Annotated in this window: 16 protein-coding genes; 8 read left to right on the plus strand and 8 right to left on the minus strand. The window is 40.2% G+C overall.

The window, feature by feature from the left end:
• Positions 1–6 precede the first annotated feature (6 nt).
• Positions 7–1,245: an amidohydrolase gene (locus ALE3EI_RS13280; RefSeq protein WP_233280025.1), complete on the plus strand. Its 1,239-nt coding sequence runs from the start codon at positions 7–9 to the stop codon at positions 1,243–1,245.
• Positions 1,246–2,862, plus strand: coding sequence for an FMN-binding glutamate synthase family protein (locus tag ALE3EI_RS13285; protein ID WP_186989456.1), 1,617 nt, complete (start codon positions 1,246–1,248; stop codon positions 2,860–2,862). It begins immediately after the preceding gene.
• Between the two features lie 10 nt (positions 2,863–2,872).
• On the opposite strand, the gene ALE3EI_RS13290 is transcribed toward ALE3EI_RS13285, so the two are convergent.
• The 3 genes from ALE3EI_RS13290 to ALE3EI_RS13300 all read right to left on the minus strand — a co-directional run bounded on the left by ALE3EI_RS13290 (position 2,873) and on the right by ALE3EI_RS13300 (position 8,239).
• Entirely contained in the window at positions 2,873–3,613 is a 741-nt protein-coding gene (locus ALE3EI_RS13290; protein WP_186989458.1) for a LytR/AlgR family response regulator transcription factor, read from the minus strand.
• On the minus strand, positions 3,610–6,432 hold the full coding sequence (locus tag ALE3EI_RS13295; RefSeq protein ID WP_186989460.1) for a sensor histidine kinase: 2,823 nt from the start codon (positions 6,430–6,432) through the stop codon (positions 3,610–3,612). Before ALE3EI_RS13295 ends, ALE3EI_RS13290 begins: the two co-directional genes overlap by 4 nt.
• Before the next feature lie 64 nt (positions 6,433–6,496).
• The gene (locus ALE3EI_RS13300) at positions 6,497–8,239 is read right to left on the minus strand and encodes a T9SS type A sorting domain-containing protein (RefSeq protein ID WP_186989462.1); all 1,743 of its coding nucleotides are present in this window, start codon (positions 8,237–8,239) and stop codon (positions 6,497–6,499) included.
• Positions 8,240–8,407: 168 nt separating this feature from the next.
• Between ALE3EI_RS13300 and ALE3EI_RS13305 the strand changes: the two genes are divergently transcribed.
• Positions 8,408–8,932 (plus strand): DUF7935 family protein, encoded by a 525-nt coding sequence (locus tag ALE3EI_RS13305; RefSeq protein ID WP_186992379.1) that lies wholly within the window; start codon positions 8,408–8,410, stop codon positions 8,930–8,932.
• On the opposite strand, the gene ALE3EI_RS13310 is transcribed toward ALE3EI_RS13305, so the two are convergent.
• Together ALE3EI_RS13310 and ALE3EI_RS13315 are read right to left on the minus strand one after the other, a co-directional pair.
• Positions 8,929–9,843, minus strand: coding sequence for a patatin-like phospholipase family protein (locus ALE3EI_RS13310; protein ID WP_186989464.1), 915 nt, complete (start codon positions 9,841–9,843; stop codon positions 8,929–8,931). The two genes, ALE3EI_RS13305 and ALE3EI_RS13310, sit on opposite strands and share 4 nt — an antisense overlap.
• Positions 9,840–11,900 (minus strand): M1 family metallopeptidase, encoded by a 2,061-nt coding sequence (locus tag ALE3EI_RS13315; RefSeq protein ID WP_186989466.1) that lies wholly within the window; start codon positions 11,898–11,900, stop codon positions 9,840–9,842. Before ALE3EI_RS13315 ends, ALE3EI_RS13310 begins: the two co-directional genes overlap by 4 nt.
• Before the next feature lie 95 nt (positions 11,901–11,995).
• Here ALE3EI_RS13315 and recG point away from each other — a divergent pair, with 95 nt between their 5' ends.
• A complete protein-coding gene (gene recG, locus ALE3EI_RS13320; protein WP_186989467.1) occupies positions 11,996–14,101 on the plus strand; it encodes an ATP-dependent DNA helicase RecG in 2,106 nt (701 codons plus the stop codon).
• Positions 14,102–14,167: 66 nt separating this feature from the next.
• Positions 14,168–14,746, plus strand: coding sequence for a phosphatase PAP2 family protein (locus ALE3EI_RS13325; RefSeq protein WP_186989469.1), 579 nt, complete (start codon positions 14,168–14,170; stop codon positions 14,744–14,746).
• A gap of 9 nt (positions 14,747–14,755) precedes the next feature.
• Here the strand turns inward: ALE3EI_RS13325 and ALE3EI_RS13330 are convergent, their stop codons facing one another.
• Complete coding sequence (locus ALE3EI_RS13330) at positions 14,756–15,973, minus strand: TlpA family protein disulfide reductase (RefSeq protein ID WP_186989471.1); 1,218 nt, start codon at positions 15,971–15,973, stop codon at positions 14,756–14,758.
• 260 nt (positions 15,974–16,233) lie between these two features.
• Here ALE3EI_RS13330 and pheT point away from each other — a divergent pair, with 260 nt between their 5' ends.
• Positions 16,234–18,657, plus strand: coding sequence for a phenylalanine--tRNA ligase subunit beta (gene pheT / locus ALE3EI_RS13335; protein ID WP_186989473.1), 2,424 nt, complete (start codon positions 16,234–16,236; stop codon positions 18,655–18,657).
• Positions 18,658–18,671: 14 nt separating this feature from the next.
• Here pheT and ALE3EI_RS13340 read toward each other — a convergent pair whose 3' ends face one another.
• On the minus strand, positions 18,672–19,244 hold the full coding sequence (locus tag ALE3EI_RS13340) for a fasciclin domain-containing protein (protein WP_186989475.1): 573 nt from the start codon (positions 19,242–19,244) through the stop codon (positions 18,672–18,674).
• Between the two features lie 144 nt (positions 19,245–19,388).
• Between ALE3EI_RS13340 and ALE3EI_RS13345 the strand changes: the two genes are divergently transcribed.
• Positions 19,389–20,105: a hypothetical protein gene (locus tag ALE3EI_RS13345; protein ID WP_186989478.1), complete on the plus strand. Its 717-nt coding sequence runs from the start codon at positions 19,389–19,391 to the stop codon at positions 20,103–20,105.
• A 6-nt stretch (positions 20,106–20,111) separates the two neighbouring features.
• Entirely contained in the window at positions 20,112–20,354 is a 243-nt protein-coding gene (locus ALE3EI_RS13350; protein ID WP_186989480.1) for a DUF2007 domain-containing protein, read from the plus strand.
• Here ALE3EI_RS13350 and ALE3EI_RS13355 read toward each other — a convergent pair whose 3' ends face one another.
• Complete coding sequence (locus tag ALE3EI_RS13355) at positions 20,355–21,980, minus strand: ABC-F family ATP-binding cassette domain-containing protein (protein ID WP_186989482.1); 1,626 nt, start codon at positions 21,978–21,980, stop codon at positions 20,355–20,357. It abuts the gene before it with no gap.
• Positions 21,981–22,092 lie beyond the last annotated feature (112 nt).

Here is a 22,092-nt window from a genome sequence, read left to right on the forward strand (position 1 = left end):
ACCGCTATGGCACAAGCTCAAATGAACAAAGACATTCTCAACGACATTAACGGAATCGAAGAACAGGTAATTGAATGGAGACGTTATTTTCATGAAAACCCGGAACTCTCCAACCGCGAGTTTAAAACGGCTGAAAAGATCGCTACTCACCTTAAGTCCTTAGGAATGGAGGTGCAAACAGGCATAGCAATTACAGGTGTTGTAGGCATTTTAAAAGGAGATAAGCCGGGGAAAGTCGTCGCTCTTCGAGCCGATATCGATGCGTTGCCGGTGACAGAAAGAAACAATCTTCCCTTTAAAAGCACAGTTACCGATACTTTTTTAAACACCGAAACCGGAGTAATGCATGCCTGTGGACATGATACACATATAGCCATCCTTATGGGAGTGGCCGAAGTATTGAGTAAGAATAAAGATAAAATTAAGGGCACCGTAAAATTCATTTTTCAGCCTGCAGAAGAAGGTCCGCCACCCGGAGAAGAAGGCGGCGCAAAACTAATGATCAAGGAAGGAGTCCTTGAAAACCCTAAGGTAGATGCTATCTTTGGATTACACATAAACTCCGGAACTCCGGTTGGCACGATTAAGTATAAACCGGGCGGTACTATGGCTGCAGTAGAGCGTTTTGTAGTTACGGTTAACGGAAAACAAACCCATGGGTCTGCCCCGTGGACAGGAGTCGATCCAATATTGATTTCGGCCAAGATCATTGATGGTTTTCAGACCATTATCAGCAGAGAATCACCCTTAGTTGAAGAAGCAGCTGTGATCACTGTTGGAAAGATTAGTAGCGGTGTACGGTTTAACATCATTCCGGAAAGCGCCGAAATGATTGGTACAGTACGAACACTGGACCCCAATATGCGTGAAATGATCATGCGAAGAATGAATGAGATGGCAAGAGATATTGCGAAGGCGTATGGTGGATCTGCAACAATTGAATGGCAAAATAATACGGTTGTAACCTATAATGACCCGGAACTTACGGCTCAAATGCTTCCCACCTTGCAAAACATAGCAGGAGCAAACAATGTAAATCTTATGAAAGCCACTACCGGCGGGGAAGATTTTTCATACTTCCAGGAAATTGTACCCGGATTTTACTTTTTCCTCGGTGGAATGACTCCGGGTAACACCACACCCTATCCGCATCATACCCCGGATTTTATTATTGATGATTCAGGTTTACTTCTTGGAGTAAAAACGATGACTCAATTATCACTGGATTACTTAAACGCACAATAAATGGAGGCACTTTTTGATTTTATTTTGGTAATTCCGTGGTGGGGATGGATTCTACTGTTTCTGGTACTTGTCGCAGTGTATGACATCTTTATCAATAAAAAGCACACCATTCTTCATAACTTTCCTGTAGTAGGGCACATTAGATATATGTTGGAAGGCGTAGGTCCCGAGTTAAGGCAATATATTGTCGCCAATAATCGTGAAGAATTACCTTTTAACCGTATTGAACGAAGCTGGATCTATGCTTCAGCAAAAAACGAGAACAATTATGAGGGTTTCGGGACAGATCGGGATATCTATGCTCCAAACTATATCTTTATTAACAACGCCATGCTTCCTTATAAAATGGAAAAAGGACATCCCAATATTAAGGATCCTTATTTTCTGGCAAGTGCGAAAGTAATGGGGCTTTACAACAAAAGAAGAAAACCATATCGTCCTGCATCGGTCATCAATGTTTCGGCTATGAGTTTTGGTTCACTTTCGGCGCGTGCGATAGAATCGTTAAATCGAGGGTGTGAACTGGCGCATGCATATCACAATACCGGTGAAGGCGGGCTCTCCCCCTATCATAAAACAGGCAGCGATGTTGTGTTTCACTTCGGAACCGGGTATTTTGGCGTTCGAGACGAACATGGAAATTTTTCCATGGAAAAGCTAGTCAGACTCGTTGAAGAAAACCCTCAGGTACGCGCCATAGAGATAAAACTTTCACAAGGGGCAAAACCTGGAAAGGGAGGAGTCCTACCGGGTTCGAAGATCACAGCCGAGATCGCAGAAATACGTCATGTACCCATCGGCAAAGATGTACTTTCTCCTCCCTGCCACTCCGCGTTTGAGGGTGTAGATGGGCTTATGAAGTTTATAGAAGATATCGCGGAAGCTACAGGTCTTCCGGTTGGTATAAAATCTGCCGTAGGAAAAATGGACGATTGGGTAACCATGGCCGATATCATGGTAAAAACAGGTAAGGGACCCGATTTTATTGCCATCGACGGTGGTGAAGGCGGAACCGGTGCGGCACCTCCAAGTTTTGCAGACCATATGGCACTACCGTGGATGTTCGGTTTTGCGGAGGTTTATAAGATCTTTAAATCCAAAGAGCTTTGTCATCGAATCGTTTTTGTAGGAAGTGGTAAACTAGGGTTCCCGGCCCGGGCAGTGATGGCATTTTCCATGGGGGCTGATATTATTAATGTAGCCCGGGAGGCTATGATGGCAGTGGGTTGTATTCAGGCGCAGCAATGCCATAACAACACTTGTCCCAGCGGCGTGGCCACACAGAATAAATGGTTACAGCGTGGAATAAACATTAAGGATAAAAGTGTAAGAGCGCATTTTTATTTTAAGAATTTCAGAAAGGAATTACTGGAAATGACTCATGCATGTGGTTACGAACACCCTTCACAGTTTACCATGGATGATGTGGATTTGAGTCTTGGCGACAAAAATTTGGTCAAGACCCTGTCAGAATCCTTTACTTATCATAAAACCGAGGTTGCGTTTAAAAGTGTTAAAGACCTTCAGAAATGCCCCTATCTTGGCGGGAAGTACAACAAGAAAGTGGAAAAGAAACATGTAAAGGAGCTGAAAAAGAAAGACAAAGTGAGATTCTAGCGAGTGTACTTTATTTAAACAACCCAAGAAAGATCTTTCTATTGGGTTTTGAAATGGGAACCCGCTGCTTATCATCCATTACAATATACCCTTCATTTTCGAAACTTCGTGCTTTTTCAAGATTGATAATATGGGATTTATGGCATTTGAAAAATACAGATGTAAGCATTTTTTCAAATCGTCCCAGACTATACGAGCTCAATATAAACCCGGTATCATCTAAATGAATCCGGGTATAGCCCTCATCCCCTTCAAGATGAATGATCTCGTCCATTGGGATAAAAGATAACCCTTTAGCTGTTGGAACTACAAGTTTGTTATTGTTGGAAAGAGTTTCCTGAAGTAACTTTATCAATCGCAATTGTGCTGCTTCTCTATCTTTCATTTCAATGATCCTTACAGCCTTATCTACAGCTTCTATAAGTTCTTCATTTTCGATCGGCTTGAGAATATAGTCGACTGCAGAGTGTTTTAATGCCTGTAATGCATATTCGCTGTATGCCGTAACGAATATAACCTGAAAGTTAATTTCCTTCAGCCCCGATAACAATTCGAAGCCGTTTAGACGCGGCATTTCAATATCGAGGAACACCAGGTCCGGCGAATTGTTTATGAGCCATTCTAAGGCAGTTTCAGGTTTACTGAAAGTTTCAACTATTTCAATATCGGGAAGTAACTTCCTGAGCTTTAATTCGAGTCCCTTTAAGGCCGAAATCTCATCATCAATAAGTACTGCGGTATAATGTTTCATTTTATTTTCAGTATTTGAAAGCTTACGATCGTGCCCCGGTTATCACCTTCATTCGATAAAGGTTTAACAAGCCATTCTATTTGCCAGTTTCCGGATCGATTTAAATGATATATTCTCTCCTCAATGACCTTAGAGGAATTGACTTTGGATGTATCCTTTTTGGAATTGTTGTCAAAACCAACGCCATCATCCGCTATTTCAACTCTAATGGCGCTTTCAGTTTGTTTTATAAAAGAAATGGTGATCCGGCCGGGTTCCTCCTTATTGAAAATTCCATGATTCACAGCATTTTCCACCACCGGTTGTAACAGCATCACCGGAATATGATAATGCACAACATCAATGTTGGGATCGATCATAAATTCGTAGGTAAGACGTTCCTTGAATCGAATCTTTTCTATAGCCAGATAATTTTCAAGTAATTCGATCTCTTTTTGTAAGCTGATCTCACTTTCTTTGGAAAGTTCAAAGAATTGCCGAATCAACCTTGAGAACTTTACAAGGTAGGATTCAGATTTTTCTATCTCGTTATTGTTTATATAGTACTGAATAGCCGCCAGAGAATTAAATACAAAATGTGGATTCATTTGTGATCTCAATGCGTATAATTCGAATTCTGCCATCTTTTTCTCGGTGAGGACCTTTGCCATTCTTTTCGACAACTCATGTTTTCTAATCTTAATTAGTACCAAACCGGTTAATGCTAAAATGCATAGAAGAAATAGAACTTGAATACCTGTTCGTTGCCACCACAATGGTGTAATAATAAATTTCATTGTTTTAATATCCTTTCCGTGCTTGATCTGAAATTGATATTGGTCTGGTGATAAGCCCGTAAAATCTATGGCTGGAGAAGTTGTTTGGATCCAATCGGTTTGCACGGGTAATAATCTATAATCATACGTGGGTGCATTTCCTTTCCCTTCGGTAAAATCTATACCTGAAACTTCTACATAAACATTGTTCTTTTTTTTATACTGAAAACTATTGTTCTCAGCTAAAATAGGTTGTTCGTTGTAGATGGCTTTATTTATGAAAATATCCAGTAGCTGATGCTTTCTTGTCTTGTTTTTATCGAATATTGCTATTCCGTTATCGGTACTTGCAAAAATGGAATCGTTAATAATATTGACCGAATTCACCTTTCTTGAAGGCAATCCGTCTCGTTCATCAAAGATGGTGTTTAATCTAAACCCTTCAGCTGTTCTAGTATAATGAAGTATCCCTTGTTCGGTCGCCAACCAGATCGAATTTTCTTCTATATGAATGTCCTCGATACTCAAATACTCCGACCCATAAAGCAGTTGTGATTCTTTAAAGTCGGTCACATAAGCCCCAAATCCATCAGTTCCAATAACAATCCTGTGAGCATCAAGCTGTGCAAGATTGAGCATGGGGTATTGAAGGTGCTCATCTACGGTATTTTCAGCGGTGATGCTGTCATTTATAAACTTTTTCAGCCCGGTCGATGTGCTTAACAAAATCCTGTCGGCTTGTACTAGGAGATCTGTAATTCCTACTTGCTTAAAATGGGCGATTTTTTCATAGGATTCAGCATCTAATTTTGCGAGTCCGTCTGAATTATTACCATAGAGCGAGCCTTTAAAATAAATAAGCTTCCGAAGGCCTAATCTGCTATTTGAAAACAGCGTTCGGGAAATTCCGTTAGTTACTCCAATGATATGTTGCTGAGTGGTAAACATATGAGTTTGAAGGGTATCAATATAATCGGCACTAAAAATAAAGCCGTGCTTAACAATATACGGCCGAAATTTCCCGTCTTTGAAATGGTATTCGTAAAATCCCTTGTCATATACATTGGCAATGATGAGATCTCCGGTTTTTTTTATGGTGTTTACTTTATCCGATTCCAGGTCGTATTTAATATTTCTTTTGGCCTGAGGAAGCATATAGATACCATTGGTAAAGGTTGCGCACCAAATGTTTCCCGATTTGTCGATCATGGAAAAATAACTTTGAAGTGCTTCGGGTATACGTACCACAGATTTCATTTCAAAATCTTTGTCGAGAGTTGAAACAAAATTAAAGCCGGTGACTTGAATTTCATTATTGACAAAGTGTATTCGCGTGAAATCCGGATGATTTTTACTGAATTTATTCTGAAATTTTCGATCAAACACACGTCCATTTTTTAAATTGACAAGGGTATAGCCTTCTGCATACAGCATACCGCAAAGCGTATCTTTAGTACGGGTAACATGATAGAATCGATTGTTGTTTCGGGATTCGCGTATGGTAGTTAAAATCGATCCTAAAGATTCTTCTTTCTCTTTAGCACTTAAGTTATTTCCCTGGTCGAATAACGGATTGTTAGTCATCACTTGCCTACTTTCATCGAGTGCAATTTCGGTGAATTCACGCCAGCAATCTTCAGTAAAATAAAACCAATTATTTTGTCCGAGAGCGATTAACTCATTTACCTGTATGTTAGACGAAGGATACATAATATTATTTGCCTCGCAGGCTTCAAACCTATAGACCTTGTCATTTTCTATATATCCCAGAACTGCCGATTTAGAAAAATACCATACTCGGTTATCGGGGGTCACGTTAATGTCCCAAATGTCATTTGTTGGTAAGCCGTTACGCGTTGTGAAGGTTTTAAACTCCTTTCCGTTAAATTTAGCCATCCCTTTATCGGTGACCACCCAAATAAAACCCCGATTGTCCTGAGTGATCCGATAGATGTTATTACTGGGTAAGCCATCCGATATATTATAGTTTATAAATTGTTGTCCAAAAAGACAATTCCATATCAACATAACAATCACGGTGATATGGAATTTAGGTATATTCATAACTTTAAACAGGAGTTAAAGACCAGAGTATGATACGTTTAAAAATAGTTAAAAAATAATCTATTTACTCCTTGATAAAGCGGAAAGTCATAAGGTTGCCATGTACATCCTCTCCTTGAATGAAATACATACCGGTATTTAAATTACCAATGAATATTTGCTGAATGTCTTCGCTCTTTTCTGTTTTTAGCAGTTTCCCACTAAAATCATACAAGTTGAAAGAAACAAGGTCATTAGTGCTGTAATGAATGTATTCCGAAGCCGGATTTGGATAAAAATAACCGGTGTTCTTGTTAAATTCCTGAACAGGCAACGTAGGGTCGCACATACTCTCAGTGAAGGAAACCGAAACTGCATTTAACGTTATAGCTTGTGATGTATTGGGCACTCCCGCAGAGGTGACTGTGGTAAACTGAAAGCCGGCAGCATTTGGATTTAGCATATTCACTAAATTCTCACACTCGTTGCGAAGGTTCAGCGGAGTTCTGAAGATCTCTGCCGAAGTAAATGTAGCTGAAGGATCGGTGCGATATCCTACATGATAGTATTCGGCATTCCCGGCGGTATCTACTATAAACTGACTCATATCCGGAAAATACATCGTTGGAAACTGACCCGTCCAGAAATTAAATTCATCACCCGCTGGTTCTACATGTGGCACCAGATATTGATACGATGTCCCAACCTGCGCTCCTGTTGCTTTGGCAAATTCATAGACTATAATATTGGACTGACCAAAGAAACTTGCTCCTCCACCGGACCAGTTCTCATCTCTGTCATAGCCGCTGATCACTAAGTTATTTGCACTGTTTCCCGATTCCATGATCCGGAATCCGTATCGATCCAGATCCTGGCCACTGGCATACCATGATTTTGATGGCACTATAGCTCCGGTTGTATTATTCAGTACAGTGACCCCAAAATAATGAGAGATAGAATAATTAACGAGCATATAGATCTCATTGGTTCCAATGTCAAAATAAGCATCGGCGCTTGAGTCACTGGAATTGCCAAAAATGTAGCTACTGTCCCATGAAAAATTTCCCTGAAAATCTATCTTGTAGGCTAACACCGCCTGCTGTATTAAACTTCCTGTCGTGGTTCCGGTAGCACTGCCGGTAATAAAAAATCCATCGGTGGTTTCGGTAATTCCATTTACAAAATCGTATTCCAGTGAATTTATCGTGTTGCTGGCGTCCAACTCTTCGGTCCACAGTATGTTCAAATTCAGATCGGTACGAAGCACAAATCCTAGATTATTGAACATACAACTGGTATTAACCGCATAGCAATCACTAAAAAATCCGCCGACCACTAATCCCGGATCCGGAACAGCATCGTTGTTTGCATCGCTGTTGGTATGGATGATCTTTAATCCTCTGGAGTTAAAGCTTGCACCAACTATGGTATAATAGTTAGTGGCTACTACGTTGCCATTCGAAGCATCGATCTGTGAGATAAATACTCTTTTGGTTCCCGAAACATCAATGGATCCGGTAACATAGATTGTATTCCCAACGACGATCAGATCGAAAAAACGCGCGTGCACCAGACTCGTATGACTATACGATTTGAACCATATCACTGTTCCATTTTGATCCAATCTTTGCAGATAGGGTACTTCATTTTGCATAGAGGTGTCGAACAGGTTTCCGGCGACAATAAAATCATTTGTATTATCGTGGGTAGGCTCCAGATTCAAATCGTGAAAATTTTGATTCGATACAGTAAACGTTTTTTGGAATTGGGCCTGTATAGGTAAAGTAAACAGCACGGCAATCACTATGAATAATAATCGTGTTTTCATAATATTGGTTATTAAAGTTCCTAAACTAAAATACCCTGAATATCAGTTAGTTGAAAACACCATTCGACGAATTACCAAGTTGAATCCACGAAACTATACATCGATTCGATTTCTTGTATTTGCCAACATACTAAAAACATAGTATGTTTGTTATCATATAAAACGTCTATGGAAGAAGCCACTCAAATCATCAGTTACGTTGCCTACCTCTTACCTGCAATAGTCGTGGGGATAATTGCTTATTATTTTTTTAAAGGCCATACCTCAAATGAAGAAGGGCGTCGCCGATACCTCATTCAAAAGGAAGCGCAGAACAAAATACTTCCAATACGCTTGCAGGCTTATGAGCGAATGACCCTTTTCCTGGAACGTATTGACCCTAACAAGCTTCTAATTAGAGTAAAGCCATTTGCCGATGAAGTTGAAAAATACGAAACATTGCTTATAAAAAATATTGAACAGGAATTTGAGCATAACCTTACGCAACAGATCTATGTTACTTCTGAATGCTGGAATCTGATTAATGCAGCTAAAAATGCAACCATCCATGTGATCCGGCAAGCAGCGATGCACGAAAAGGATAATACCGCAGATCATATGCGTGAATGGCTGCTCCGCAATTTTATGGAGGAGGTGACGCCCTCACAAAAAGCTTTGGCCTATGTGAAGAAAGAAGTGAGTGAGCTTTTTTAAGTATCCTGACTCTTGATCTCGTTTAACTCGATGTTTTTTTGTTTTGCATACTGAAATCCACTCTCCCACCATTGTGCCATCTTAACCTTGTCAAAGATCAGCGAATTGGTAGTTAACACCGTTGGAGTATAGTAAAAGTTTAAAATAGCGTCTTTATTACCGGCTACAAATTTCCCAATCCGAATATTCTGTTTCTCCACCCTATCAAGCATGTAAGAATGCATGCTGGTCAATAATGAGAAAACGTTACGTGAAGGCAGACGGTTGTAATAAGTAACTTCAGTTTCCAGAATAATGACATCCACGGTTGTCGCTCCCCTTTCAATGGCTTCTTCGATAGGTACCATACTTCCAAACCCTCCATCGGCGTACTCACAGCCTTCCTTTTTTACCAGACTCATAAAAGGAATATAATTACAGGATATCCATATCCAATCCAAAAAGTCTTCATAATTAAAATCCTTTATGGATTTATATTCTACCTGATTCAAAGAAAGATTCGACACTGTGACAACGACATCCTTATTACCGGCTTTAAGTTCATTGAATTCAGTCTTTGTTAGGGTCTTTTCAATAAGCTCTCTTAAATTTCTGCTTTCACCAAAGGTCTTGCTGCCTTTTAAAAAATTACGAAGCACACTAAAATGGTCGATGGCGATCTCTTTCCCGCCGTATTTCAGTTTTTTTATACGAAAAGGCCGATTGCTGAAAATACTGCTCTGGTTTACTGAAGTATAAACCTCCTTGATCTTTTCAACCTTGTTTAAGGCAAGATGCGAAATAAGCAGACTTCCTGTTGAAGTTCCCACGTAAATATCGTAATCATGAAACATCGCTTCAATAAGATATTGAGCTACACCGCCGGCAAATGCACCTTTACTGCCCCCTCCCGATATTACCAGTGCCCTCATTCTTCTTTAAATTTTGTGTTAAGATACCGCTGTTCTTTTTCTGAATACGTATTCAATTTATTTTTCAAACTAAGTCTAATTTCCGTATCCTTTAGTTGTTCATCCAGTAATTCCCTTGCATAATTCCTGAATTGCCAATAGTGATGCGAAGCTGCGTTTACAAGATTATCGAGTACATTTTCATCCACCTTTTGCAACTCCGAAACATATCCGAACGCCTTTTCTCTTACCTCAAAACTGTATTCGGGCGATGTAAAATTTTGTAGTTCCTTTATAAATAACGGCTGTGCCGAGGTCATATATCCTTCAGTTAAACTAGCCAGTGCCAGCCACAATTGTTGCACATTCTTATCCTGAAATCCAACATCTCCCTTTGTGGCATCGAGATAGGCTATTCGCTTTTCAGGAAAATTAAGCCATAATTTGTACAATGCAGCTTCTTTGGTGAGATAAGAATCGTCGTTAAGTAAACTTTCGAATTCGGTTTGCAATTCCTTCGGAACGGATTGCAAGGAAAGAGCAATTGCTTGCCGTATCATTACATTCTGAGTCGCAAATGCCTTTTTATAAATTGGAATCGACTCTGAAATTGCTTCGTCCTGAAGCTGATACACAACCTCCTGTCCTATAAAATCATTCGGATTTGACAAGGCTGTCATAAGTGTTGCGGCCTTATCCTTAAGCGGTAGACTGCGCAAGGCCGAGATCTCGAAAAAACGTCTCATAAAAAGCGACTCGGTTAATGATTCGTAGGCTTGCTGCCCCTGAAATGCACTTTGCCTTAACCAATCGGTTTCCCACTGCGAAATATCGGTGGACGTCACTTTGCGGACCTCATTCAAGAAATCTTCAGTCGTAACATTTTTAAAGGAATACGCATTCAAATAATTTTTGATCGCGGTTTTAAAAATTTCTTCCCCAATTAATTCATTCAGAATATGTAAGGCCCATGCCCCTTTTTCATAGAACGTGAGCGAACTTGCTCCCGGATTGAGCAAAGCTTCGCCTTTACCTTCATCACTGAGTAGTTTTAATTGCTCTGCCGAATTATAGAGCTTCCAGTAAAAATAATCGTCTCCAAATATTTTCCTTTCAGCAAGTAATGCGTAGTAAGTAGCGAAGCCCTCTTGCAGCCAGTGGTGTGTTCCTTCAGTTTCGGTGATTAGATTCCCAAACCACTGATGCGCAAGTTCATGTGCGTTTACGTTTACATAGTTTCGGTCGGTAAAACCAATAGAATCGACCACAAAGGCTTCAGAAAAAATAGTAGCCGTAGTATTTTCCATACCTGCATACAAAAAGTCCCTTACAGGAACCTGCTTGTAATTTTGCCAGGGATACGGTACCCCGATCTCCCCCTCTAAAAAGTCGAAGATCTCTTTGGTGTAACGGTATGTAGGTTCTACATGTTGCTCATTTTCGGGTCTGTAATACAACAAAATAGGAACCCCCGAATCAGAAATAATTTCCTCTTTCTTAAAATCACCAACTGCCATAGCCACCAGATAACTGGCCATAGGAGCCTGCATATCGAACTGCCATATCTTTTTATCCGTTTCAGACCGAACATCCACCAGCTTTCCGTTAGATATTACGGTCAGGGCAGGAGATACAGCTATAGAAAGATCGAATTCTATCTTGTCATTCATATCATCAATACTGGGAAGCCAGTGTGAGGTGTACTTTCCCTGTCCCTGAGTCCATATTTGGTCTCCGGTAAAATACATCGTTTGTTTTGGCTTAGCGTTATAAGAGAAAAAAGCAGTATAGGTTTTCCCGGCTTCAAAAGTAGAGGTAAACCAGATCTTATCTTCAGTAGCAACGGTAGGAACACTTTCCAGCGCCGTTTCAGTAACTGTCATGTTTCTGGCATCCAGATAAATGGAATCTGTATTCTTCAATACTTTAAAACTTACCCGAACGGTTCCTTTCACGGTTTCTTCGGAAGAAATTGGTTCAACCTCAGCACTAATCCGAATAAAATCAACAGTTTCAGTCTGTTGCGCCACATTTCCGAAGCAAATAAAAAAAGTGAATAGAAAGAGATAGTGTCGCATAGGATTCGTATTGCAATTTTGCTGCCAGTAACAGCAAATTACAAATTTTCATTCAATGAGATTCGTGCATAGTTCTTAATTTGTAAATTCGTTTTATGAATTCCGGTTTTCTTCAAACTCCCATCGAATATCTTAAAGGCGTTGGCCCCAACAGGGCGAATTTACTGAGAAAAGAGCTAGGAATTCACACCTATCAAGATCTGATAAACCTTTTCCCCAATCGTTACCTCGATCGCACACAGTATTACAAGATCGCCCAATTGAAGCAAACCAATGCAGAAGTTCAGATCATCGGACGGATCACACATATTAAAACCGTACAACAGCAAAGAGGGAAACGACTGGTAGCCACATTTACCGATGAAACGGGTACCATGGAACTGGTTTGGTTTAGAGGTCACAAATGGATAAGAGAAAATTTAAAATTAAACACTCCTTATGTGATCTTCGGAAAAACCAATTGGTTTAATAATATGTTTTCGATGCCACATCCCGAGATGGAATTGCTGGAAGCACATGAAAAAAGTTTACGATCTGCCATGCAACCCGTCTATCCTTCAACCGAAAAATTAAGCAGTAGCGGTATCACAAACAGGGTGATAAATACCCTCATGCAACAACTCTTTCTGGAGTCTAAAAATGCCTTCGCCGAGACCCTGTCAAAACCCCTTATTTCGTCCCTTAAATTACTCTCTAAAAGTGAGGCGCTTTTCAATGTACATTTTCCAAAAAATCAAGGGCTTTTAGCAAGGGCCCAATACCGATTAAAATTTGAAGAATTGTTCTATATTCAACTGCAGTTAGTTCGAAAAAATTTAGTGCATAAATCCAAAATTAAAGGCTATCCTTTCGAAAAGGTAGGTGAACATTTTAACACCTTTTTTAAAGACCATTTACCGTTCAAATTAACGGGGGCTCAAAAACGTGTCCTCAAAGAAATTCGCAATGATCTTGGCAGTAAAGCACAGATGAATCGATTGCTTCAAGGAGATGTAGGTAGTGGCAAGACCATAGTAGCGTTCATGTCAAAGTTACTGGCACTTGACAACGGTTTTCAAGCTTGTTTAATGGCTCCGACTGAAATTTTGTCAGTTCAACACTATAACAGTTTAATCGAATTATCTAAGTCACTCAATATCAGTATTTCCTTGCTTACTGGTTCAACAAGTACTTCAAGTAGGAGAGAAATTCATGAAAATCTTGAAAACGGAAGGATAAACATCCTAATTGGCACTCATGCCCTCCTCGAAGATAAGGTTAAATTTAAAAATTTAGGTCTGGCAATTATTGATGAGCAACATCGTTTTGGCGTAGCGCAGCGAAGCAAATTATGGCACAAAAATGAGTTTCCTCCGCACGTTCTTGTGATGACCGCCACCCCTATTCCGCGTACACTTGCCATGAGCATTTATGGTGACCTTGATATTAGTGTGATCGACGAACTTCCACCGGGTCGCAAAGAGGTAAAAACCGTGCATCGATTTGACGCTAACAGACTCAAAGTTTTCAGGTTTTTAAAGGACGAAATTTCCAAAGGTAGACAGGTCTATATTGTGTACCCTTTAATTCAGGAAAGTGAGGCATTAGACTATAAGGATTTGATGGATGGTTATGAAAGCATTGTCCGGGAATTTCCCATGCCTCAATATCAGGTGTCCATAGTACACGGGCAAATGAAAGCTGCCGATAAGGAATTTGAAATGAATCGGTTTATAAAAGGCGAAACACAAATCATGGTGGCCACCACCGTAATTGAAGTTGGCGTAAATGTTCCAAATGCTTCAGTTATGGTTATTGAAAGTGCAGAACGTTTCGGACTTTCCCAATTGCATCAACTTAGAGGTCGCGTAGGTAGAGGAGCCGAACAAAGCTATTGTATTCTAATGACGAGTCATAAACTCACACACGACGCCCGTACACGACTGGAAACCATGGTGAAGACCAGCGACGGCTTCGAGATCGCTGAAGTTGACCTAAAGCTCAGAGGTCCGGGTGATCTAATGGGAACACAGCAAAGCGGTGTTCTAAACCTTCGTATTGCAGATATCATTAAAGACGGGGAAATCCTTAAAATTGCCCGAAGTTATGCTATTCAGCTATTAAAGGAGGATCCTGCGCTTTCCAATTCCGAAAATTTTCCCATCAGGAACACCTTCGCACAGTTGGTCAAGTACAGAAATATCTGGAATTATATCTCATAAGAGGAATAACACCTAACACAATGTTTTACAGTATTTTACCGTTTTATACAGTATATTCTTTACCGTATGAGCCGATTATTACGTTTCGTGATTCTCATTCAGTTACTCGGCTTAGCCACATCAACTACATCACAAACTGATGCGCTAGGTCACGAAAGATGGGAATATGCCTTGGAAGATACCGGTGATATACTTCAGATCGCCATTCCGTTATCCGCCGGGATCATGACCCTTCTTAAAGAAGATTACCAAGGCACTAAACAATTCGGAATATCTTACGGAACAGCCATCCTTACCACCCACGGCTTAAAATACCTTATTCGCAAACAACGCCCCGAAGGGAGAGACAGATACGATGCTTTTCCCAGCGGTCATACCGCTTCAGCCTTTGCAGGCGCATCCTTTATTCAAAAGCGATACGGATGGAAGTACGGTTGGATTGCCTATATACTCGCTAGCGTGGTTGGGGTTAGCAGAATGGAAGGACCCGACGGCTATCACGATTTTTGGGATGTACTAGCAGGTGCATCAGTAGGCGTTGGAAGCACCTATCTTTTCACAAGTCCTTACGAAAAAGACAATTTCGATATAGGATTTGCTTCAGGAAATGATATGTATCTGCTAACTGTAGTCTATAAATTTTAAAACATTGACTTAGTCAACATTTTCTGCCAGCAACATACTCACAAAATCTTCAAATTCTTTTTTAAATTCCTCATACTTCTCCCCGGTGGCCGGGCCGTTAAATCCTGTATGAATCCTTCTAACTTCTCCTTTTTTATCAATAAAAATGGTCGTTGGATAAGACAATACCTGAGAAAGCATCGGTAACTTCTCATTAGCTTTTTGTTTACTGCTGGTCCCCACCTGCGCCAGTAAAATGGGATAAGGAACATTTAAGGCACTCTTTAACTTATTAATAGCCATCAATGCCTTCTCTTCGGTTTTAGCATATTCAAAAGCAAGAGAAATAATTTCGAGATCATTGGAGGGATTATCATTGTAATACTGTGTGTAATATTTGGTCTCATCCAAACAATTAGGACACCAGGTTCCCATGATCTGTACGATGACCACCTTATTCATAAAGCGTTTATCGGTTAGGGAAACCGTATTTCCATTGGTGTCGGGAAATGCAAACTCGATACGATCATAACCCTCCTTCAAAAAGGTAAGCGAATCGGCTGCGGGTAATTCATATGTATCATTGCGTTTAGCCGTAAACGGCTCTTTCCAGTGATTTCCACTATAAAACATACCTTCCATAATACTGTCCTTTACCAAGGCATGAAACAGAAAAGCATGAGCCCCATCGAAAGTTGATAATTTTAGCGAATCGTTTTCAATGGCACCATCCAGATAACGATAATCTCCTGTAGTAGTCCTAAAAGTCCCTATAACTTTATTTCCTGTTTGTTTAAAGATTCCTTTTGCGATATAACGGTCTTCTACCGAATTTGGACTAAAAACGGTTTCCCAATTCCCGGATATCATGGAGGAAGGAGCTTCAGTGACCCTAAACCGGTCTGCTTTTCCCTGAACCATGGTAAAGGGCACTACCCTGTCCAGACTAGGTTGGATAAATTCACCATAAATACTATCTTCAGTAAAAATACCCTTAAAGACACCTTCAAATACCGGATGACCGATAATTATAGAATCACCCTTTAACTGTACATCGGTTACCTCAATTTCTTCTTCGGCATTATAGATTATTATCGAATTGTCGGCATTGTAGGTGAACAAAAAAGGAAGTTCAAGTCCTTTCCCCAGATCCAACGAAGCCCGCCACGGACCTTCGTTAGGTGTTGTTTTTTCGTTCGAACAACTCAATAAGACCAAAGTCACACAAAACCAAAGCAATTTTTTCATAAGAAATTATTTATCGTTTAAAGATAAGAACAAAAATATGGGCGCTATAGGTTAAAGGCCCATTTTAGAAAAATTTAATGTTTTAATGGCTTGAGATAAATAGCAACCTTTATTGTCGAAATTTCACATTATGTTTTCTCTAAAATGAATTTGATTTAAAATAGTGCCCAAAATAGTGAATTTAAACCTACGAATTATGCATCATTATTTGAATGGTGTGCTCAATATTTTATCTTTGTACCCTTAAATTACTTCCGTAAATGAAGATCTCATATAACTGGCTGAAACAATTCATCAATCTCGACTGGGATGCAGAGAAAACCGGGGAACTTTTAACCGATCTGGGACTCGAAATTGAAGGTATTGAGTCCTTTACTTCAGTTCCCGGCGGACTTAAGGGAATTGTGGTGGGGCATGTTCTGGAATGCGAGCAACACTCCAATGCAGACCGGCTAAAAGTCACCAAAGTCGACATTGGAACCGGCGAACCTGTTCAGATCGTCTGTGGAGCTCCAAATGTTGCAGTTGGACAAAATGTTCCGGTAGCAACGGTTGGCACCACCTTGTACGATGGCGATGGAAAGCCGTGGGAAATTAAAAAAGGGAAAATTCGCGGAGAGGTAAGTGAAGGAATGATCTGCGCAGAGGACGAACTAGGTCTGGGAACCGGTCATGATGGTATTATGATCTTAAAACCAAAACTAAAGCCCGGAACGCCGGCTGCTCAACTGTTTGACATTGAAAGCGACAAGGTTTTCGAGATTGGTTTAACCCCTAACCGCGCAGATGCCATGAGTCATTGGGGAGTAGCCCGTGACCTGAAAGCCGGATTACTTCAAAAAGATATTTCACTGGAACTCATCACCCCTTCAACCAGTAGCTTTCATGTGGATAACAGAACAAAGAAGGTCGATGTATCGGCAAATTCTGAACTGGCTCCACGCTATTGCGGAGTCACCATAGACGGGATCACCGTGGCGGAATCTCCTGCATGGTTGCAGAATCGACTAAAAGCTATTGGTTTGGTGCCAATCAATAATGTTGTAGACGTCACAAACTATGTATTACATGAGCTGGGACAGCCCCTACACGCCTTTGATCTTTCAAAAATTGCGAAAAATAAGATCGAAGTTAAAACTCTTCCGGCAGGAACAAAATTTACCACCCTTGATGGTGTAGAGCGCGAACTTCATGAGGATGATCTTATGATCTGTGACGCCGAACAACCCATGTGTATAGCGGGAGTTTTTGGTGGGATACACAGTGGTGTTACTGAAAAAACCACCGGAATTTTCCTGGAGAGCGCTTATTTTAATCCGGTAAGCATTAGAAAGACGGCCAAGCGACACGGCCTCAATACAGATGCTTCTTTTCGTTTTGAAAGAGGAATTGATATCAATGCGTGTAAATACGCCATGCTTAGAGCGGCGATCCTGATTACTGAAATTGCCGGGGGTGAAGTGACAAGTGATATTGTTGATATATATCCAAAGAAAATAGAAGATCATCAGGTGTTTCTGAATTTTGACAATGCCACGCGTCTAATCGGAGAAGAAATTCCGAAGGAAACGATCAAAGAAATACTTACTTCTCTGGAAATTAAGGTAAATAACGTAACTGAAGGAGGAATTGGCATGACGATCCCGGCTTACCGCAACGACGTCACCCGCGAAGCCGATGTCATTGAGGAAATTCTTAGAGTTTACGGTTATAACCGTATAAAGTTTACTGAAAAACTCAATGCTTCTATTTCAACTACGCTCCCCAACGAAGATTATCTGGTTCAGAATAAGATAGGAAACATGCTGGCAGCTCTAGGTTTTAATGAAATGCTCGCTAATTCCCTCAGTACGTCAAAATATATTGCACTTAGTGATACGTTAACAGAGACCGAAAGTGTAAAAATGCTCAATCCGTTGAGTCAGGATCTTTCGGTACTCCGACAGTCGATGCTTTTTGGAACTTTAGAGGCGTTGGCCTATAATCAAAACCGTAAAATGAACAATGTCAAGTTGTTCGAATTCGGAAAGACCTATCATGCCCATCCAAAAGGTCATGATGAGAAAAAACATCTTATACTAACGCTTTCAGGCAACAAAACCGAAGATAGTTGGGCCGTAAATTCAGCAAAAAGTGATTTCTTTTATCTGAAAGGGATAGTGACTACTATTTTGGATCGTCTTGGAATAGTAGGATTTACTGAAGAGCGCGTTGATAGTGATCTATATTCTGAAGGAATTTGCCTTACACTGAATAAGAAGACTTTGGTTGAACTGGGTGTGGTATCGAAAAACATCACCAAAACCTTCGATATTGATGTGGAAACACTAAGTGCCGATTTCAACTGGAATTTGGTTTTAGCTCAAATACCCACAACTACGTTTACGCTGAAGCCTATTCCTAAATATCCTAAAGTTAAACGTGATTTTGCACTGCTTCTAGACCAATCGGTGAGTTTTGACAGTTTAAAAGAAGCTGCCTTGCAAACCGAAAAACAATTACTGAAAGAGGTAACCCTTTTTGATGTATATACCGGTAAGAACCTTCCAGAAGGTAAAAAATCCTATGCGTTAAGTTTTACCATTCAGGATGAACGAAAAACGCTTACCGACAAACAGATCGATAAGATCATGGCAAAACTGCAGCAGCGCTTTGAAAGGGATTTTGGCGCAACGTTACGATAAATAGCCTGAGTTGATTATTGCTGTTCGGATGGAGATACAAGTCCGTCGACCAAATGAAGGAAGCCGCTTTTATGATAGAAATCGGATGCTTTTAACGTAGCTGTATTATTTTCTGTATCGAAGAGTACCACATTATCTCCTACTAATCGTGCTCCCAGTTTTTCGCCACTCAGCGTAGCAAAGTAGGCGGTCCCACCACCCTGACCGATGGCCTTCTTAATCCCGTGAAGATCGAGACGACCAGGAACCATATGATAATTAACCATTCTTTTAAGAAAGGCTTTGTTAGTTAAGAATGTCTTTAATTCTTCTTCAGACATCGTATTAAAAGAACTGTTTAATGGTGCAAACACGGTTACCATTTCATGATCGCCAAAGATATTTTCCAAATCGCTGTAAATTATCGCAGTAGTGGAAAGAGCAGGAGCATTCTGGAGGTTTTCAAGAAGTGTTTTTTCCGAAGACATAGTGGCTCCCATATACTCCTTAGTAACAGCAACATCGTCTGAGTTCAGATATTTTTGAGCTGTTAAGGAAGTACTCAAAACAAGAGCACATATCGTTAAAAAAGTCAATTTTAGTTTCATAATAAGCGTATTAACCGGGTAAATGTAAACAATTACAATACCAAAACGAAAGCCCGTAAAGAATATTTGGCGGAAGTGGCAAATTAGTGTTAAATAATTGCGTTGGTGATCTGTTGTGATTATTTTTATGAAAAAGTGAATGCTATGTTTCCAAAAACTAGGGTCGAAGAAAAGCTTTCGCAAAAACGCAATAAACGTATTTCTTCTGAAGCCATATTAAAAGAAGTATATGGGTTGTTTGCCCAAAATGATAAGGAACGATCTCAAATTTTGAATACTATTCGTTCAAAAGATAATAGCGGGACTAACAACCTCAATGTCGAACTATTGGATGCCGATCGCATCTATCATTTGGAGGATATACGAGCATTATGTGTGGAATATCGCCTTCGTTTTCTGGATACGCATTTCTTTAAGGGAACCTTTCCGGAAGAAGCCATTAGCGAGATCCGTCGTTTGGAAAAGGCACATAATACAAGGCTTAAAGGGTTTAAGATCATTGCTCCCTCAAAATTGCTGAAGCTTGAAAATGCAGACGATCCCTTACTTTTTGTTCCTCTGGGCCATGATTATTTTTATTTTATTCACAAATGGGGAAACGACCTGCATCCTTTTAGAAAATTACAGATGTGGCCTTATCGCTCCTTTGAAAATCTAGTATTTACAATATTCCTCTTAAGCATTTTGCTTACGGCTATTACCCCCGTCAACCTTTTTTCACATACGGCGAGTATTCAGGAGTATGTACTTACCTTCTTATTTATGTTTAAAGCCGTCGGCGGAATCGTTCTGTTCTACGGTTTTGCAAAGGGAAAGAATTTTAACAATGCTATATGGGATAGCAAATACTATAACGCTTAAGAAATTATGAACGAAAAAGAAAAAGAAACAGTGCGTGTTTATACCGGACCGGCAATGATCGTCAAAGGTCTGGTAGCCAGGTTAAACGAGATCGGGATAAGTCCTGTGGAACGCAACGATAACGAAAGCAGTATTCAGGCAGGATTTACGGCAGGAGTCCCAGGACAGATCATGCTGTATGTACGACAGGATGAAATGGTTAAGGCCAAACCGGTAATAGATGAGTATTTAGAACAAATAGGTGAATAATTAGGCTTCTACGGAATACATTTTTTCCCGCATTTCCTTAATTTTCTTATCGTTCATATATTCATCGAAGGTCATATACCTGTCGATCACCCCGTTTGGAGTAAGTTCAATGACGCGATTACCTACGGTTTGAGCAAACTCATGGTCATGGGTAGTTAACAGTACGGTTCCTTTGAAATTTTTCAGGGAGTTATTAAATGCGGTGATCGATTCTAGATCGAGGTGATTGGTGGGTTCATCGAGCATTAACACATTAGCACGGATCATCATCATCCGACTTAGCATACATCGAACTTTTTCTCCTCCGGAAAGGACATTCGATTTTTTTAACGCTTCTTCCCCGCTAAACAACATTTTTCCGAGAAAGCCACGAATAAATACTTCTTCTCGTTCTTCTTCAGTTTTAGCCCACTGACGAAGCCAATCCACCAAAGACATAGTATTGTCGAAGAATTTCTCGTTGTCCAGTGGTAAATAACTCTGGTTGGTGGTCACCCCCCACTGAAACTTTCCGGAATCTGCTTTTAAATTATCATTGAGAATCTCATAAAATGCAGTGGTTGCCCGCGAATCTTTGGAGTACAGCACGACCTTATCACCCTTGGCGAGGTTGATATCAATATTCTTAAATAAGGTTTCACCTTCCAGACTGGCCGATAGACCTTCAACATTTAGGATCTGATCCCCTGCTTCACGTTCCCGTTCAAAAATAATAGCGGGATACCTTCGGCTGGACGGTTTTATATCTGAAACATTTAACTTATCTATCATCTTCTTTCTACTGGTTGCCTGTTTCGATTTAGCAACGTTGGCAGAAAATCTCCTGATAAATTCTTCCAATTCCTTCTTTTTGTCTTCAGCCTTCTTATTTTGCTGTGCACGCTGACGTGCCGCTAACTGGCTACTTTCGTACCAAAACGTATAATTTCCACTATAGTGGTTAATTTTTCCAAAATCGATATCGCTGATATGCGTACATACCGCATCCAAAAAGTGACGGTCGTGAGAAACCACAATGACACAATTTTCATAATTCGCCAAAAAGTTTTCCAGCCATGTGATCGTTTCATAATCCAGATCGTTGGTAGGCTCATCCATGATAAGTACATCGGGATTTCCAAATAGTGCCTGAGCCAATAAGACTCTCACTTTTTGTTTTCCGTCCAAATCCCCCATTAGACTATAGTGATAATTCTCGCTAATTCCTAGATTAGAAAGAAGTGCCGCTGCTTCACTGTCGGCGTTCCAGCCGTTCATTTCCTCAAAGGCAACCTGTAGTTCGCCAATTCTTTCGGCATTGGCGTCGTTATAATCTTCATAAAGTTTATCCATTTCAGATTTTATCTTGAACAGCTCCTTATTGCCGCGAACCACAGTTTCCAAGGCGGTATACTCATCATAAGCATTGTGGTTTTGTTCCAAAACCGACATCCGTTTTCCGGGTTCCAGATGAACATGTCCGGAAGTAGGATCTTGTTTTCCTGATAAAATCTTGAGAAAGGTAGATTTACCTGCACCGTTGGCACCAATAATTCCGTAGCAATTTCCTTGTACAAACTGTGTATTCACTTCATCGAAAAGGATACGTTTGCCAAATTGTACCGACAAATTTGAAACTGAAAGCATAACTGAATGAGTAATTTATAAATTTGCCGCAAAAGTAGCCAATAATGTGGTACTGGAGAAACATTAACGTTTTAAAATACCTTTTAACTAGGAATTAACAATTTGCATCGTT

The organism is Constantimarinum furrinae, from assembly GCF_014295415.1.
Taxonomy (GTDB): Bacteria; Bacteroidota; Bacteroidia; order Flavobacteriales; family Flavobacteriaceae; genus Constantimarinum; species Constantimarinum furrinae.